At 54.1% G+C, this 15,042-nt stretch carries 13 protein-coding genes; 10 read left to right on the forward strand and 3 right to left on the reverse strand.

Annotated elements, in window-relative coordinates; genetic code table 11:
- Positions 1-74 precede the first annotated feature (74 nt).
- Genes ftsY through rsmA form a run of 3 tightly spaced genes read left to right on the forward strand, consistent with a single transcriptional unit; the run spans position 75 to position 3,004 of the window.
- Positions 75-1,109 (forward strand): signal recognition particle-docking protein FtsY, encoded by a 1,035-nt coding sequence (gene ftsY / locus HS105_07380; protein ID MBE7516412.1) that lies wholly within the window; start codon positions 75-77, stop codon positions 1,107-1,109.
- The gene (gene ribD / locus HS105_07385; GenBank protein ID MBE7516413.1) at positions 1,110-2,201 is read left to right on the forward strand and encodes a bifunctional diaminohydroxyphosphoribosylaminopyrimidine deaminase/5-amino-6-(5-phosphoribosylamino)uracil reductase RibD; all 1,092 of its coding nucleotides are present in this window, start codon (positions 1,110-1,112) and stop codon (positions 2,199-2,201) included.
- Positions 2,198-3,004 (forward strand): ribosomal RNA small subunit methyltransferase A, encoded by an 807-nt coding sequence (rsmA, locus tag HS105_07390; GenBank protein MBE7516414.1) that lies wholly within the window; start codon positions 2,198-2,200, stop codon positions 3,002-3,004. The genes ribD and rsmA overlap by 4 nt, the downstream gene beginning before the upstream one ends.
- Positions 3,005-3,017: 13 nt before the next feature.
- Here the strand turns inward: rsmA and HS105_07395 are convergent, their stop codons facing one another.
- Positions 3,018-4,001, reverse strand: coding sequence for a TerC family protein (locus HS105_07395; GenBank protein MBE7516415.1), 984 nt, complete (start codon positions 3,999-4,001; stop codon positions 3,018-3,020).
- Positions 4,002-4,247: 246 nt separating this feature from the next.
- On the opposite strand from HS105_07395, the gene HS105_07400 reads away from it, so the two are divergent.
- Together HS105_07400 and HS105_07405 are read left to right on the forward strand one after the other, a co-directional pair.
- The gene (locus HS105_07400) at positions 4,248-5,909 is read left to right on the forward strand and encodes a ribonuclease J (protein ID MBE7516416.1); all 1,662 of its coding nucleotides are present in this window, start codon (positions 4,248-4,250) and stop codon (positions 5,907-5,909) included.
- Between the two features lie 22 nt (positions 5,910-5,931).
- Positions 5,932-7,371, forward strand: a complete 1,440-nt coding sequence (locus tag HS105_07405; protein MBE7516417.1) for an aminotransferase class V-fold PLP-dependent enzyme — start codon at positions 5,932-5,934, stop codon at positions 7,369-7,371.
- A gap of 102 nt (positions 7,372-7,473) precedes the next feature.
- Here HS105_07405 and HS105_07410 read toward each other — a convergent pair whose 3' ends face one another.
- Both HS105_07410 and HS105_07415 read right to left on the reverse strand, forming a co-directional pair.
- Positions 7,474-7,722: a DUF2442 domain-containing protein gene (locus HS105_07410; GenBank protein MBE7516418.1), complete on the reverse strand. Its 249-nt coding sequence runs from the start codon at positions 7,720-7,722 to the stop codon at positions 7,474-7,476.
- The gene (locus tag HS105_07415) at positions 7,719-7,991 is read right to left on the reverse strand and encodes a DUF4160 domain-containing protein (protein ID MBE7516419.1); all 273 of its coding nucleotides are present in this window, start codon (positions 7,989-7,991) and stop codon (positions 7,719-7,721) included. Before HS105_07415 ends, HS105_07410 begins: the two co-directional genes overlap by 4 nt.
- Before the next feature lie 179 nt (positions 7,992-8,170).
- Between HS105_07415 and HS105_07420 the strand changes: the two genes are divergently transcribed.
- From HS105_07420 to lptB, 5 genes are all read left to right on the forward strand, one after another.
- On the forward strand, positions 8,171-8,875 hold the full coding sequence (locus HS105_07420) for an SDR family NAD(P)-dependent oxidoreductase (protein MBE7516420.1): 705 nt from the start codon (positions 8,171-8,173) through the stop codon (positions 8,873-8,875).
- A 71-nt stretch (positions 8,876-8,946) separates the two neighbouring features.
- A complete protein-coding gene (uppP, locus tag HS105_07425) occupies positions 8,947-9,840 on the forward strand; it encodes an undecaprenyl-diphosphatase UppP (protein ID MBE7516421.1) in 894 nt (297 codons plus the stop codon).
- 30 nt (positions 9,841-9,870) lie between these two features.
- Entirely contained in the window at positions 9,871-11,592 is a 1,722-nt protein-coding gene (gene recJ / locus HS105_07430) for a single-stranded-DNA-specific exonuclease RecJ (GenBank protein ID MBE7516422.1), read from the forward strand.
- A complete protein-coding gene (gene lptC / locus HS105_07435) occupies positions 11,576-14,188 on the forward strand; it encodes an LPS export ABC transporter periplasmic protein LptC (protein ID MBE7516423.1) in 2,613 nt (870 codons plus the stop codon). The genes recJ and lptC overlap by 17 nt, the downstream gene beginning before the upstream one ends.
- Positions 14,185-14,961, forward strand: a complete 777-nt coding sequence (lptB, locus tag HS105_07440; GenBank protein MBE7516424.1) for an LPS export ABC transporter ATP-binding protein — start codon at positions 14,185-14,187, stop codon at positions 14,959-14,961. Before lptC ends, lptB begins: the two co-directional genes overlap by 4 nt.
- Positions 14,962-15,042: the final 81 nt, after the last annotated feature.

Below are 15,042 nucleotides of genomic sequence, written 5' to 3' on the forward strand. Positions count from 1 at the left end.
GCATCGCACGTTGTTCGGCGTGCGATGTTTTTTTATACTTGATTATTTACGGGTGCGGCCCGGACGGTTGTTGTATGGCGTTATTTTGGCGAAGAAAGAAAGGCGGCGGTTCTTCAAGCTCGGTGCTTGGCCTCGACAGGTCGATCGAGGAACTGAAAGCTCAAGAGGAAGCTGCCGAACGCGAGCTCGGTGTGCGGTTCTCGAATGCGATCGAAAAGACGCGCAATTCGATCAATGATCGCCTAGACACCATCTTTGAAGGGCGAAAACAGATCGATTCCGGGTTGCTCGATGAATTGGAAGAGATGCTGATCTCGACCGATATCGGCGTTGCGACGACGATGGAGATCCTGGAAGCGGTTCGCCAAGGCGTGGACAGGTCGGAAATAACCGACCTTGGTGCATTGAAGGCCTCTATCAAACGACGGCTTATTTCCATCCTTGAGCACACCAAAACGATCGGCGTTGCGGACGAGCGTGCGGTTGATGAGGCGATCAAGCCTTATGTTCTGATGGTCGTCGGAGTTAACGGTGTCGGCAAGACCACGACGATCGGCAAACTCGCACAGCGAATCAAGGATGAAGGCAATGATGTCCTGATATGTGCGGCCGATACTTTTCGAGCCGCTGCAAGCGATCAGCTTGAGATCTGGGCGGAGCGTGCCGGTGTCGATATTGTCCAGCAAAAGCAAGGAACCGATCCGGCGGCGGTTCTTTTTGATGCATTGGCAGCCGCAAAGGCGAGAAAGTCCGATGTTTTGATCGTTGATACGGCAGGCAGGCTCCACAATAAGGTAAATCTAATGGCGGAGCTTGAGAAGATGAAGCGCATAGCGGGCCGCGAAGTGGTAGGCGCACCGCACGAGACGCTTCTTGTCATCGATGCCGTGACCGGGCAGAATGGCCTGGAACAAGCGAGACAGTTCATGAAGGCAGCCGACGTGACGGGCATCGTCCTGACAAAGCTCGACGGCACGGCAAAGGGCGGCATCGCCGTTGCGATCTCAAAGGAGTTGAACCTTCCGATCAGATATGTCGGCATCGGCGAGCAGGTGGATGACCTTATTATTTTTGACGCCGAAGATTACGTTAACGGGCTGTTCAATTAAATGGAATTCGAGGATCGCGACATTGAGCTGACAAAGCGGGCGCTTGAACTCGCCGCAAAGGGCGTCGGTTTGGTCTCGCCGAATCCGCTGGTCGGATGCGTGATCGTGGATAAGAACGGCGAGGTCGCGGGCGAGGGAACTTATACATTCGATAATTTGATACACGCAGAGGCCATCGCCCTAGCGGCCGCGGGTGAGCGTGCGAGAGGCGGCACCGCGTATGTTTCGCTCGAGCCTCACAGCCATCAGGGACGCACCGGCCCATGTACGGAAGCTCTTATCAAGGCAGGGATACGCCGAGTCGTGTGTCCGATCGACGACCCGAACCCGCTCGTCTCAGGGCGAGGTTTTGAGCAGCTGCGCAGGCAAGGGGTCGAGGTTGTTACAGGCATCCTTGCGAATGAAGCGAAGGAGCAGAACGAAAAGTTCATCTGCTGGCACGACAAGCAAAGGCCGTTCGTGCATCTGAAATTGGCGATATCGCTGGATGGACGCATTGCTGCCGGAAAGAGCGTTTCGACGGCTCTTTCGGGTGAAGCGGCACGACGTTATGTGCAGGAGCTTCGGCACTCGCACGACGCAATACTTATCGGAAGCGGAACCGCCGTAATCGACGATCCGAAGCTGACCGATAGAAGCGAAAAGCCGCGACGCAGGCCGCTTCTCCGCGTGATCTTGGATGGGCGCGGCCGCATCTCGCCCAAGCTTCAAGTCGCACATACCGACGCCGCCCCGACCATCGTTTATACGGCATCCGATCTGCCGGAAGCCGATAAATTAGGATCTCAGGGCGTCTCTGTCGCAGCCATCGATCCGCGGAACCTTCGCTCGGTGCTTGCCGATCTCAAGGAACGCGAGGTCCAAAGCGTCCTTGTCGAAGGCGGCAGCGAGGTCGCCGGTTCCTTCGTCGATGCAAGGCTTGTCGATAAGGTAACGTTCGTGATCTCGCCGCTAATTATCGGCGGCTCGGCACCGATGGCGGTTGCGGGCCGCGGAATAACCGATATCGCCGATGCAATGCGCCTCGCCGAGGTTACGGTCAAGCCGTTGGGCAACGATGTAATTCTTACGGGCTATCCCGAAGCTCGATGAACGCTGAACAACACAGGCCGAAACGCTCTCTCGGGCAAAACTTTCTGATCGATCAGCGAGTGGTCTCAAAGATCGTTGACGCACTTGATGTCGATGCGGACGATCATGTGATCGAGATCGGCCCGGGCCGCGGCGCTTTGACCGAGCGGCTGGCGGGATCGGGAGCGTTCGTAACCGTGATCGAACTCGACCGCCATCTTGCCGGTGAGCTGAAAGGCAGATACAAGGATATTTCGCGTTTTCAATGCATCGAGGCGAGCGTGCTGGATGTCGATCTTAGCCGCATCTCGTCTGCCGGCACGACAAAACTTCTCGGCAATCTGCCATACAATATTTCAACGCCGATCCTGCAAAAGCTTGCTTCTGAAGCCCAACCGTTCGAACGCGTGATCGTGATGGTTCAGCGCGAGGTTGCCGCTCGAATGACGGCGAACGCCGGCGATAGTGAACGCGGCTTTCTGACCGTGATGCTCGAACAGGCATTCACAATGCGGCGGCTGTTCGATGTTGCACCGGCGACTTTTCGTCCGATCCCGAAGGTTTGGAGCGCGGTCGTCGAGATGATCCCGACACGCTCGGAGTTTGCCTCGCACCAGGAGTTTAGAAACCTCGTGAGCGGCGCATTTCTGCAAAAGCGAAAGACGCTTGTGAATAATCTCAAAGCGCGGTATCCCGATATCGCAAATGTCCTTGCCGAACTCGGCATCGATCAAATGACCCGTGCCGAAAGCCTCACTGCGTCGCAATGGCGTGCGCTCTTTGCACGTCTGCACGTCGGCGCCGAGCCGAATTTCCGCGCATAACCCGCGGCGTGTTCTACTGCTCCGTTATGTGTATTTCCTCGTCGGGGCCGCGACGGATCATCATCGACAACACGACCGAGCAGCCTATCGTAAAAACAATGATCCCCAACGATAACGCGATAGGGAAGCCTCCGACCGCCGCATCGAGCCAGACCATTTTGAGGCCGACAAAGATCAGTATGACGGCAAGACCGTATTTGAGCAGCCAGAACTTCTCGATAACGCCTGCCAGCATAAAGTACATCGACCGCAGGCCCAAGATCGCAAAGATATTTGACGTAAAGACGATAAACGGCTCGTTAGTAACCGCAAAGATCGCCGGTACGCTGTCAACGGCAAAGATGATATCTGTCGCCTCAAGAAATAAAAGTGCGATAAAAAGCGGCGTTGCGTGATGCTTGCCGCCGATCCGCGTGAAGAAATCCTTGCCCGAAATGCTGTGCGTAACGGGCGTGAACTTCTTAAATATTCTTATCAGAAGGTTCTTTTCAGGCTCGATCTCCTCCGACCCGGAAAAAACCATCTTAATGCCCGTTACGATCAGGAATGCACCGAACAGATACACGATCCAATGAATCTGCATCAAAGCCGAGCCGAGAGCGATGAAGATCGCACGAAACACCAACGCTCCGAGTATGCCGTAGAACAGAACGCGGTGCTTATAAACAGCCGGGATCGCAAAGTAACTGAAAACGAGGACAAAGACGAAGATATTATCGACCGAGAGCGAATATTCAAGGATATAGCCGGTCAGGAACTCGAGCGTCGTTTGTTTGGCAGCGAATGCACCGAATTTCGCATTTGTATAAAGGAATAGCAGGGCAGCAAAGATACTTGCGAGGGCAACCCACACTGCACTCCACGTTGCAGCCTCTTTGAATGAGACAACGTGTTCCTTTCGATTGAAAACGCCCAGATCGAGAGCGAGCATTATAAGGACGAAGATGAGAAAACCGGCGTAGAACGGCCAATAGTCGGCGAATGGAAAAAGCAGCATCTAGGTTTAGTTTCGATGCCTGCAAATAAATAGACCTCTGCAGGCGATAAGCCGCAAAGGTCTCGATATTTCTCCGGATGCCGGGCCGCTTTGGCTGTAAGCGGTCGTAATGACGACATTCCGGACCTCAGCATTGTGCCGAGGCTCCTACTCCCCAGTAAATTGTCCATAAAATATTCCTTCACGCGGCGTGTGTTGTCAAGTGAACCGCGAACTCACCGCGACTGTGCTATACTTACGCCTTTTATGAGCAAGATCGAGATAATCCCGCTGGGCGGCATCGGCGAGTTCGGTATGAACTGTATGGGAATTCGCTATGGCGGCGAAATGATCGTGGTCGATGCCGGAATGGGCTTTCCCGAAGAAACGCCCTACGGCGTCGATATTTCAATACCGAACTTCGATTTTTTGGAGGAATATCGTGACGACCTTACCGCGATCATTCTCACGCACGGACACGAAGACCATATAGGCGCTCTGCCGTACATACTTCGCAAATTCAATGTTCCCGTATATTCTTCGCGGTTCACGCTTGCTCTCACAGAAAAGCGGCTCGAAGAATTTGATATGCTCGGCGACATACTCACCCACACGGTCAAGGCCGGCGACCGCGTGAAGATAGGCGTATTCGAGGTCGAATTCATACACGCATCGCACTCTTTGGTCGAGTGCTTCTCGCTTGCTATACACACGCCTGCCGGAACACTTATTCATACAGGCGACTATAAGATAGACGATACGCCCGTCATCGGCCGGCCGTACGACCTCGAAACGCTGAGACGAATCGGCGACGAAGGCGTCCTTGCTCTGCTTTGTGACTCAACGAACTCGACAGTGCCGGGCCGTACTCCATCTGAGCAGGCGGTCATTCCGGCGTTCCGCGAGCTATTTGAGCAGACGGAAGGGCGCTTGTTCATTTCTACATTCTCTTCGTCGCTTCATCGCCTGCAGATCGTCTTCGACGTTGCGCATGAATACGGCCGCCGTGTCTGTGTTCTGGGCCGGTCTATGCAGCGAAATGTCGAGATTGCGACCGGTATCGGACTGCTAAAGATCACCGGCAACACGCTCGTTGAGCTTAGTGACGCTCGTGCTCTTGACGACGACGAATTGTGTTTTTTGGTTACCGGGTCGCAGGGCGAGATGCGGGCCGCGTTGTGGAACCTTGCCACCTCAACCTATAAAGGGATCCAGATCGAACATGGCGACACGGTTGTGCTTTCCGCCCGCATCATTCCCGGGAACGAAAAGGACATTTCACGCCTCATCGGCAATCTATACAAGCGCGGTGCAAATATCATTGAAGAAAGGCGGCGTTTGGTGCACGTTTCGGGCCATGCGTCACAAGAGGATATTCGTATAATGGTCGAGACTTCCCGTCCGCGCTTCGTTGTTCCGATTCATGGCGAATATCGAATGCTTTTCCGGCAAAAGGAGTTCATAAAGAATCATGTCGCCGGCTATGATGACAGCAATATCGTACTGATCGAGAACGGCGATCTGCTCGAAGTTGACGAATACGGTGCACGCGTCATTGATAAACACGAGATACACAAGACATTTATTGATGAAAGCACACTTCGCGAGATCGAATATGACATCGTCCGAGACCGTAAGCGTCTTGCCTTTGGCGGAATGATCTCGCTGGTGGTTGCCGTTGACAAAGAAGGGCACACACTGTCAGGCGAGCCGCAGATCACTTGCGAGGGCGTTGCAGGGCTTGATCTTAATAACGGTTTTACAGCGGCTGTTCGTAGTGCCATCGCCGACGCAGTGCGCGAAATGCGTGCCGAGCAGATCGCTGACCGTGCTGCCTTTAAGGAGCATCTTCGGATCCATCTAAAGCGTATGGTTCAGGCTCAACTGAATTCAAAGCCTGTTATCATGACCAGCGTGATCGAGGTGTAACATACCGGCGGCGTCACAGACTATGCTGAAACTAAGAGACCGGATATTGGCGGCCGAACGAACGGCTCGGCTTCTTGAACCTGACAGCGTCGAAAGATCGGCCGCGCGTTCGGCGGTGGTAGAACACGCCGAAGAATTTCTCGATACGATCTACGACCGGAGAGCATTCACTTTATCGCCGAACGCCGGTTCGGGCTTGCTCGATTCGCCGATCTCCGAAAGCGGTATTCCTATCGCGGATGCTCTCGAACTGATCGCGGACAATGTAGAGTCGGGTGGTATCAATCCTGCGTCAGGCGGCCATCTTGGCTATATTCCCGGCGGCGGCATTTATCTCTCAGCTCTCGGCGATTATCTGGCGGACGTTTTTAATTGGTATGCAGGCGTTTTTTATGCGGGGCCCGGAGCCGTTCGCATGGAGAATATGCTTGTGCGCTGGATGTGCTCGCTTGTGGGTTACCCTTCGGGATCACACGGAAATCTCACCAGCAGCGGAAGCCTCGCGAATTTGATCGCCATCATCACCGCACGCGATGCAAAGAATATACGTTCGCGCGATGTCGAGCGTGCTGTCATCTATCTGTCGGAACAGACGCATCATTCGATCGACAAGGCGATACGCGTCGCCGGCCTCGGCGATTGTGTCATTCGCTATCTTCCGCTCGACGAAAGATTTCGAATAAAGGCCGGTGTACTTACCGAACAGGTCAAGGCGGACAAAGATCAGGGCCTTCTGCCGTTTTGCGTCGTCGCTTCCGCGGGGACTACCGATGTAGGTGCGATAGACCCGCTCCCGGAGATCGGCGCGATCGCCCGCGAACACGGCCTCTGGTATCACATCGACGCTGCATACGGCGGCTTCTTCATCTTGACGGCCGAGGGGAAGGATAGGCTTCGCGGTATCGAGTTATCCGACTCGGTGATAATGGATCCGCATAAGGGACTTTTTATGCCGTATGGTTTAGGAGTTGTGCTGGTTCGTAACGTGGACGATCTAAAGCGGTCCTTCGGCTACAATGCGAACTATATGCAGGACGCCGTGGCCGAGATCGACGAGCTTTCGCCTGCGGACACGTCACCGGAACTTACAAAGCATTTTCGGGGTTTGCGCTTCTGGCTCCCGCTGAAGCTGCACGGCGTTGCTCCGTTTCGAGCCTGTTTGGATGAGAAGCTACTGTTGGCGAAGTATTTTTGCGAAGAGATCAAAAAGCTAGGTTTTGAAACCGTGGTCGAGCCGGAGCTTTCTGTTGTTGCGTATCGTTGGGTTCCGAAGGAAGGCGATGCAGATGAGTTTAACCAAGCCCTTCTCGCGCACGTTGTTTCCGATGGACGCGTGTTCATCTCATCAACGATGCTTAACGGCCGGTTCACGCTCCGTTTCGCCTGCCTCTCATTCCGCACCCATCTCGCGACGGTAGATACACTGATCTCTCTATTGAGCGACTTCGTCAAAGGTAAATGAACTGGCAAGGCAAACGTATTTTTTTGACCGGTGCATCGAGCGGTATCGGCGAACGGGCCGCCAACGAAAACCCTGATAGAGAGAAGAAAGGTGAGATCGTACCTACTCGGCTTTTGGGTCTTTATTTGTTTTTAATCGTGCGAGTATCGTATCGACTGAGAGATCTGCTCCGCAGTTCCATTCAATAAAGTAGCCGCCGTTATGGATTCGCTCAAATTCGCGCCTGTCACGCAGCGGCATAAAAGCTTCGCCATTCAGATAAGGTTCAACGTCGAACAGGCCGCTTTTGCCGTCGTCCATTTTGATATACAAATTAAAATCATTTTTAGGAATGATCTCTACTATCTTCATTGGTCAAGCCCTCTTATTTTGAATAGGGTCCTTCCGTTTACAGCCAATTCCCAGTTGGCGAGAAGGTCATCTTGATGGATCTCGATCCAAGCTGCGACCAGCTTATGTTTCTTGTCCGGAAGTTCGCCGGCCAAAACCTCGCCGTCCGGTATTGAATAAACAGCCGTGTGTTCCTGATACGCGGCGTGAATATGCGGCACTTTGTGCCGATCCGTATCATAGAAGAACATTCGGATGAGTATTCCGTAGAAAAGGGATATCGTCGGCATACGCGTTCCTCCGGTAATGATATTATCATGAAAATTTCTCATGAAACCCTGCGGATCGGTGAGGTTGTATCGCCAGCTTATTCTTCGTACAGTGGATATGACAAAACAAAATGGACTACTGGCAAGATAAACATGTATTTCTAACGGGCGCCTCGACCGGAATCGGAGAGGGAATTGCAATGGCCTTGGCTAAAAAAGGTGCGGTTATCGCTCTGCTGGCACGCCGTAGGGAATTGCTTGATGATCTTGCTGCTAGATGTGAAGCTGCGGGCGGAACCGCTCGGGTTTTTGTGGCTGATGTGACAGATGCGGAGACGATGCAAAAGGCCGCACAGGAATTTCGCGACGAGTTCGGCGGGATCGACATTATGATCGCGAACGCGGGGATCGGCGGCAATAATGAGAAATGCCGCAGCCTTCAGCCCGACGCCGTGCGCGAGGTCATCGAGACGAATCTGATGGGAGCAGTCAATGCGGTGCACGCAGTGCTGCCCGAAATGCTAAGAGCTAACAGCGGCCATCTTGTTGCAATATCGAGCCTTGCGGGCTTTCGCGGATTACCGCGCTCAGCAGCGTATTCAGCCAGCAAGGCCGCCATGACCAACTACTTCGAGAGCATCCGGCTGGACACGGCAGATAAAGGCATTGCTGTAACGATCATCCGCCCGGGCTTTATTAAAACGCCGCTTACCGGCGGCCGTGATGCAAAAATGCCCTTCCTTATGGAGCTTGATGCGGCAGTGCCGCACTTTCTCCGTGCTATCGAACGAAAAAAGGCATTTGCGGCCTTTCCTTGGCAGCTTGCGATGATCGTCCGCTTGGGAAGGCTGATGCCGGCTTGGCTTTATGACAAGATCGCCGGCCGCGCACGCTATCGTGAATAGAAATAAGTTTGAATACGCTCTCAATTCGCATTTCTAAGGCCAATATCGCACAATAGCGACTGGCCACCGCTATGGATCTGATACAGGCGATAATAATGGGCGTTGTTCAGGGACTGACGGAGTTCATTCCGATCAGTTCGACGGCGCATCTTGTCTTTGCAAGCCGCTTTACCGGCATTTACGCGGGTGATCCGGAAATGGTAACGGCAACGATGGCCGTTATCCAACTCGGTACACTTGCGGCCGTGCTGCTCTACTTTTTTGCCGATATTTGGGGCATCACGACGGCATTTGTGCGTGATCATTGGAATTTCGTATTCAATAAGCGGAAAATGCGTTTCTCGGGAACCGACGGTACACGGCCGATCTTTCTGTCAGAAGAAGCGTGGCTCGGTTGGCTCATAATTCTTGGTTCGATACCGATCGGTACGCTGGGGCTGATCTTCAAAGATGTAATAGAAGGCCCGGGCACGAAAAACCTTTGGGTGATCGCGATAATGCTCATAGTCATTGCTCTTGGGCTTTGGGCCGCTGAGATCGTATCTGTACAAAGAAAGGATATTCGCCATCTCGGGCTGGGCGACGCGATCGTGCAGGGTTTTTGTCAGGTCCTGGCGCTGATGCCCGGTGCGAGCCGCTCCGGTTCGACCATCATGGGCGGACTTCTTATCGGTGAGAGGCGCGAAACCGCAGCACGCTTCTCGTTCCTTCTGTCGATCCCGGCAATAACGGCAAGCGGCCTGTTGGAGCTTCGCAAAGCATTGAAGATCCTTCCGGAAACATCGCTTGTACCGCTTCTTGTCGGCACGCTTGTTTCAGCGGTTGTCGGATATGCAGCAATATGGTTCCTGCTTAATTATTTGAAGAAGCACTCTACACAGGTTTTTATCATTTATCGACTTTTGCTCGGCGCGATCATATTAATTCTTCTGTATCTTGGCGTGATCTCTCCCGTCGTCAACTAGCGAGTATCTTTAGGCTGATCGGTTCCGGAAATGGTTTCAAAGGAATGGATAGTTCGCAAGCACGACGCCGCGAAGGTTAACGAACTTGCCGGCGAGGTTGGTGTACGTCCGCTGATCGCCGCCCTTTTGATCGCAAGAGGCTATGACACGCCATCAAGGGTCCGCAAATTCCTGGAGCCGTCTTTGGAGGATATGCACGATCCGCATCTGCTGAAAGGCATGCGCGACGCAGTGCGCCGTATCGAGACCGCGATCTTGCGACGCGAGAAGATACTAATTTGGGGTGACTATGACGTTGACGGAACGACCGGCACCGTCCTTCTCCGAAAGGCCATCGACATACTTGGGGGCACCTCCGTCTATCACGTACCGGATCGCTTTACTGAGGGTTACGGCCTCAATACGGCTGCCCTGGATGCGGCAAAAGCAGATGATGTTTCACTTGTTATAACCGTTGACTGCGGCACAACAAATGTAAGTGAGATCACGCACGCGCGTGATATCGGCCTCGACGTGATCGTAACCGATCATCATTTGCCAAAGGCCGGCGAGGACCTGCCGCCTGCGGTTGCGATCATTAATCCGAATCAGCTCGGCTGCCCATACCCCGAAAAGAACCTCGCAGGTGTCGGCGTCGCACTCAAACTAGCGCAGGCTCTTTTGGAACGGAAAGGATTTGATAAGGAGGTTCCGCAATTTCTGAAGATCGCAGCGATCGGCACCGTTTCCGACGTAATGAACCTGACGGGCGAGAACCGCGCAATAGTAGCACTCGGCTTGAAAGATCTCGCCAAGACGGACAACGTCGGCCTGAAAGCATTGATGGAAGTTGCGGATTGCCGTTCGGAGATGACCTCGTACATGATCGGCTTTCGTATCGGCCCGCGCATCAATGCCGCTGGCCGTATGGATGTAGCGAAACATATCGTCGAACTGCTCGAGGAACAGAACTTTGCCAAAGCACGGAAGCTCGCGGGAATACTCGACAGCCGGAACAGGGAACGTCAGCGAAGCCAGGCGGATATAACCGAACAGGCACTTTTTGAGACCGAGTCGCATGATGGTAAAAACTTTATCGTCGTCGCCGGCGAAGGCTGGCACAAAGGCGTCGTCGGACTTGCATCATCACGTATCGCCGAGAAACTGTTCCGCCCGACGATCGTCTTTTCAATAAACGCGGATGGATCGGCGCAAGGCAGCGCGCGCAGTATCCCGGGCTTTCACCTGCTGGAGGCTTTGAACGAATGCTCCGATCTTTTCGAGAAATACGGCGGCCACGCGGCGGCGGCAGGTATGACAGCGAAGCTTTCAGACATAGAAGAGATACGTACACGGCTTAACGAATACGCGGCACCGCTCGTTGCGAACCTAAAGCCGGTATTGAAGATCGACGCTCTTGTACAGCCTTCGACGCTGTCACTTGGCCTATTTGATGAACTGAGTTTCTTCGAGCCTTTCGGTGCGGGCAATCCTAGGCCTATCTTTTTAACAAAAGGACTTACGCTTTGTTCCGAACCTCTTGTTATGAAAGACAAGCACCTTAAACTGCGTTTGCAAAGCCGAGAAGGCCTACGGTTTGAAGCCGTTTGGTGGGATGGCGTCGAACGTTCACAGGGGCAAACCCTGAGTCCTGATGTCGGCATCGAAATAGCGTACACGCTCGAGGCGAACTCTTTTCAAGGAAAAAGGCGCCTTCAACTTGTTGTGGAAGACCTCAGAGCCGATAATTTTACCGATGCCGACGATCAATAAAGATAAGCTGGCAAAATTTCGGTTCCGCGCATCGCTGCCGCGGGCGTTCCGTATTTTGACGCTTTGTCTCCTCGCGATCGCAGGTTTCGCCGTTTTGGTCGGATTCTATCGAGGCAGGGCAACGAACGGCTTTAAGCTGAAGAGCGAACATACGCAGCTTTCGACCGAGGTGGTCTCCAACGTCAACGGCTACGAGCGTCTGGAGTCGGCCGACGGGCGGAAAAAGTATTTGATCCGGGCCGATAACGCCATAACATATTCGGATCAGCATCAGGAACTGTCAAATATGTCGCTCGAAACCTACGACGAGAGCGGCGCCGTGAACAGTACGATGACCGCCGGCACCGCGCTCTACATACCGGAAGCCGTAAGTATCTTCACACTCTATCTGAAGGACGCCGTCGCCATCAGCACAAACGACGGCATATCGATCAAGGGTGATAATGTTCGATACGACAGGTCGAAGAATACTGCGGAAAGTGAAGATCCGGTAGAGTTTTCGCGTGGTGAACTGACGGGCAAGGCCAATGGTTTCACTGCGGATCTCGGCACCCGGCAGCTCGATCTTCTCCGTGACGTTAATTTCACAATGACAGATGCCGACGGCAGCGGCCGCGTCATGCACGTTGAAGCTGCATCGGCAACCTTTATAAACGCCGATAAGAGGATCGACCTTAACGGAGGGATCGTGCTGACCGACCGCTCATCCGGCAGCACAACGGAAGCCAAAGCGGTGCGGGCATCCGTGTACCTCAGTAAAAGTCCGCTCGGAGATAGTCCTGCGGGTGATACGCAGCAGGTAAGGCCGGATCATTTTGAGCTGTTCGACAACGTTTCGATCGTTTCTACACGCAACGGAAGCGTGCCGATGACCGTCAATGCCGGCTACGCCTCTTACAACAAACCGACGGATACGCTTGAGCTTAAGACCGATGCAGTGATAAACAACGGTGCCGGAAGCGTAATAAAGGCGGATCTTGTGCATTACGAACAAGGCCGCGGCCGCGTTCACCTTGAAAACAGAGCAGAACTTACGCAGAACGGCGATATTTCACGCGCGGACGCGGTCGATGCAGTGTTGTTTCCCGACAGATCGTTGAACACGCTGACGATGAGCGGCAATGCTTCTGTATCGCGAACGACGGCGGAGCGAACCGTCAGCGTCTCTGCTCCCGTTATCAATGCGGTCTGGAATACGATGCACCAGATGCAAAGTGCAAAGGCCGTTGGCTCTGCATCGGCCCGGATCGTCCCAACGGCAAAAGGGGCCGCAGCTGTAACCGTTAATGCTGCAAAAGCGATCGAGGTCGCATTTGCCGGAGCGGATGCTTTGAACCGTATCGATGCGGACGGACGCACATCCATAAAGATGGATGGCGACGGAGCAGCCACGAGAACCGTTACTGCGGATCGCATGAACACGATCTTCTATGCTGACGGCAAGAGTATTCGTAGGGCTGAGGCAATAGGCAACGCGGTGCTCTCGATCGAACCGCTGCAAGGCGGCCCCAACGTCTATCGAACCGACATCACTAGCCCCCGCTTTGATTGCGATTTCTTTGCGAGCGGAAACTCAATCAAACTTTGTGCCGGAGTTAAACCGTCAAAAGCCGTTCGCCGGCCGATGTTCCAACAGGCCGGACGCGGTGAGCAAACGCTTACGTCTGACCGGATGCGCGCGGTATTTCGTGACGATGACCGCCGTCTCGATCGTCTTGAGGCTGAAGGAAAGGCCAAATTCAATGAACTCGACAGGAATGCGGCAGCGGCAGCGATGACGTATTCTGACGACACCGGGGCGATAGCTCTGCGCGGCGGCGACCCTACAGTGTGGGACAGCAGCAGCCGTGCAAAGGCTCATGAGATCGATATTCTCTCACGCGATCAGCGTTCTGTACTCCGCGGTTCCGTCAGTACGACATTTTATACAAAACGCGCGGCAGGCGATGCCACGCCGTTCGGAGAGCCGGACAAGCCGATCTTCATCACCTCGGACACTGCGAATATCGACCATGCGGCCAAGGTCGGCCTTTTCGTCGGCAACGCACGGGGCTGGCAGGATGACAGTTATGTGCACGCCGAACGGTTCCAGATCGATCAGAATGGCGGAAAGTTCCATGCAGAAGGAACTGTTCGGTCAACGGCCTATGAGGTCAAACAAAAGGTGAACGGTAAAGAAACGGATGCGCCCGTATTCGCAACCGCACAGGCGATGGACTACGATCGTGACACCCGCGTCATCCGCTATCGCGGCGATGTAGATATCCGGCAGGGTACAGATCGCATCACCGGGCAAAGTGCTGACATCTCGCTTGACGACAAGCGCAGATTAAGCAAGATGACCGCCGGAACGTCAGTAGTTCTGACACAACCCGGACGCAAAGCGACGGGCGACTGGATGCAATATACTGCGGATAATGAGGTTGCAATATTGAGGGGCGAGCCGGCCACGGTCGCTGATACGCAGTCAGGATCATCTCGCGGCACCGAAATTACGGTCTATATGCGTGAAAAGAGGGTCTCCGGCACCGGAAAAACGCGAAAGGGAACCGGGGGACGAATGAGAACTGTATATGAGGTAAAGCCGGGACAATGATGATGGCATTAGAGACCGAGCAAACCGATCCGACGGAAGGCGCAGCAGGCAAAGGCGTCCTTGGCGGTTACGGCCTGCAGAAGACCTTTGCCGGCCGTCGCGTCGTTGACGGCGTTACGATCGAGGTCGCTCCCGGGCAGGTCGTAGGGCTTCTGGGGGCGAACGGCGCCGGCAAGACCACAACCTTCTATATGATCGTCGGGCTGGAACGGACCGAAGCCGGACGAATTGAGATCTTCGGCGACGATGTAACCGAGCTGCCAATGTATCTCAGAGCACGGCTGGGCGTCGGATATTTGCCGCAGGAGCCGTCCATATTCCGCAAGCTGACCGCAGAACAGAACATCCTTGCCGTGCTTGAAACGATGCCGATGAGCCGCGACGAGCGCTTTGCCCGCCTCGAGGAACTTCTTGAAGAATTTGGCGTGACCGAGGTGCGGAAGGTCCGCGGCGATGCATTGTCGGGCGGTGAGCGGCGGCGTGTCGAGATCGCCCGCTGTTTGGCGACCGAGCCGCGATTTATCCTTTTGGATGAGCCTTTTGCCGGCATCGATCCCATAGCCATCGACGACATTCGGCAGATCATTATGTATCTGAAGAGCCAAGGCATCGGCATTCTGATCACCGATCATAACGTAAGGGAAACGCTTGGCATCACCGACAAAGCCTATATTCTTGCCGACGGCCGCACGCTCAGATCCGGCCTTCCGACCGAACTTGTGACCGACCCGGAAGTACGCCGATTATACCTCGGCGAGAGATTTTCCTTATAGAAGAGGGCACGTTTTTCTTTTCGCGGTAAAAGGCTATAATTTAGCAACAAGAGCACTTAACCTTGCTCCGCCCTTCGTTTG

The organism is Chloracidobacterium sp. (assembly GCA_015075585.1).
GTDB lineage: Bacteria > Acidobacteriota > Blastocatellia > Pyrinomonadales > Pyrinomonadaceae > OLB17.

Bases quoted from the DNA above. Each gene is read 5' to 3' on its own strand.
- ftsY (MBE7516412.1), top strand. From the start codon at position 75: ATGGCGTTATTTTGGCGAAGAAAGAAAGGCGGCGGTTCTTCAAGCTCG.
- ribD (MBE7516413.1), top strand. From the start codon at position 1,110: ATGGAATTCGAGGATCGCGACATTGAGCTGACAAAGCGGGCGCTTGAA.
- rsmA (MBE7516414.1), top strand. From the start codon at position 2,198: ATGAACGCTGAACAACACAGGCCGAAACGCTCTCTCGGGCAAAACTTT.
- HS105_07395 (MBE7516415.1), bottom strand. From the start codon at position 4,001: ATGCTGCTTTTTCCATTCGCCGACTATTGGCCGTTCTACGCCGGTTTT.
- HS105_07400 (MBE7516416.1), top strand. From the start codon at position 4,248: ATGAGCAAGATCGAGATAATCCCGCTGGGCGGCATCGGCGAGTTCGGT.
- HS105_07405 (MBE7516417.1), top strand. From the start codon at position 5,932: ATGCTGAAACTAAGAGACCGGATATTGGCGGCCGAACGAACGGCTCGG.
- HS105_07410 (MBE7516418.1), bottom strand. From the start codon at position 7,722: ATGAAGATAGTAGAGATCATTCCTAAAAATGATTTTAATTTGTATATC.
- HS105_07415 (MBE7516419.1), bottom strand. From the start codon at position 7,991: ATGCCGACGATATCCCTTTTCTACGGAATACTCATCCGAATGTTCTTC.
- HS105_07420 (MBE7516420.1), top strand. From the start codon at position 8,171: ATGGCCTTGGCTAAAAAAGGTGCGGTTATCGCTCTGCTGGCACGCCGT.
- uppP (MBE7516421.1), top strand. From the start codon at position 8,947: ATGGATCTGATACAGGCGATAATAATGGGCGTTGTTCAGGGACTGACG.
- recJ (MBE7516422.1), top strand. From the start codon at position 9,871: ATGGTTTCAAAGGAATGGATAGTTCGCAAGCACGACGCCGCGAAGGTT.
- lptC (MBE7516423.1), top strand. From the start codon at position 11,576: ATGCCGACGATCAATAAAGATAAGCTGGCAAAATTTCGGTTCCGCGCA.
- lptB (MBE7516424.1), top strand. From the start codon at position 14,185: ATGATGATGGCATTAGAGACCGAGCAAACCGATCCGACGGAAGGCGCA.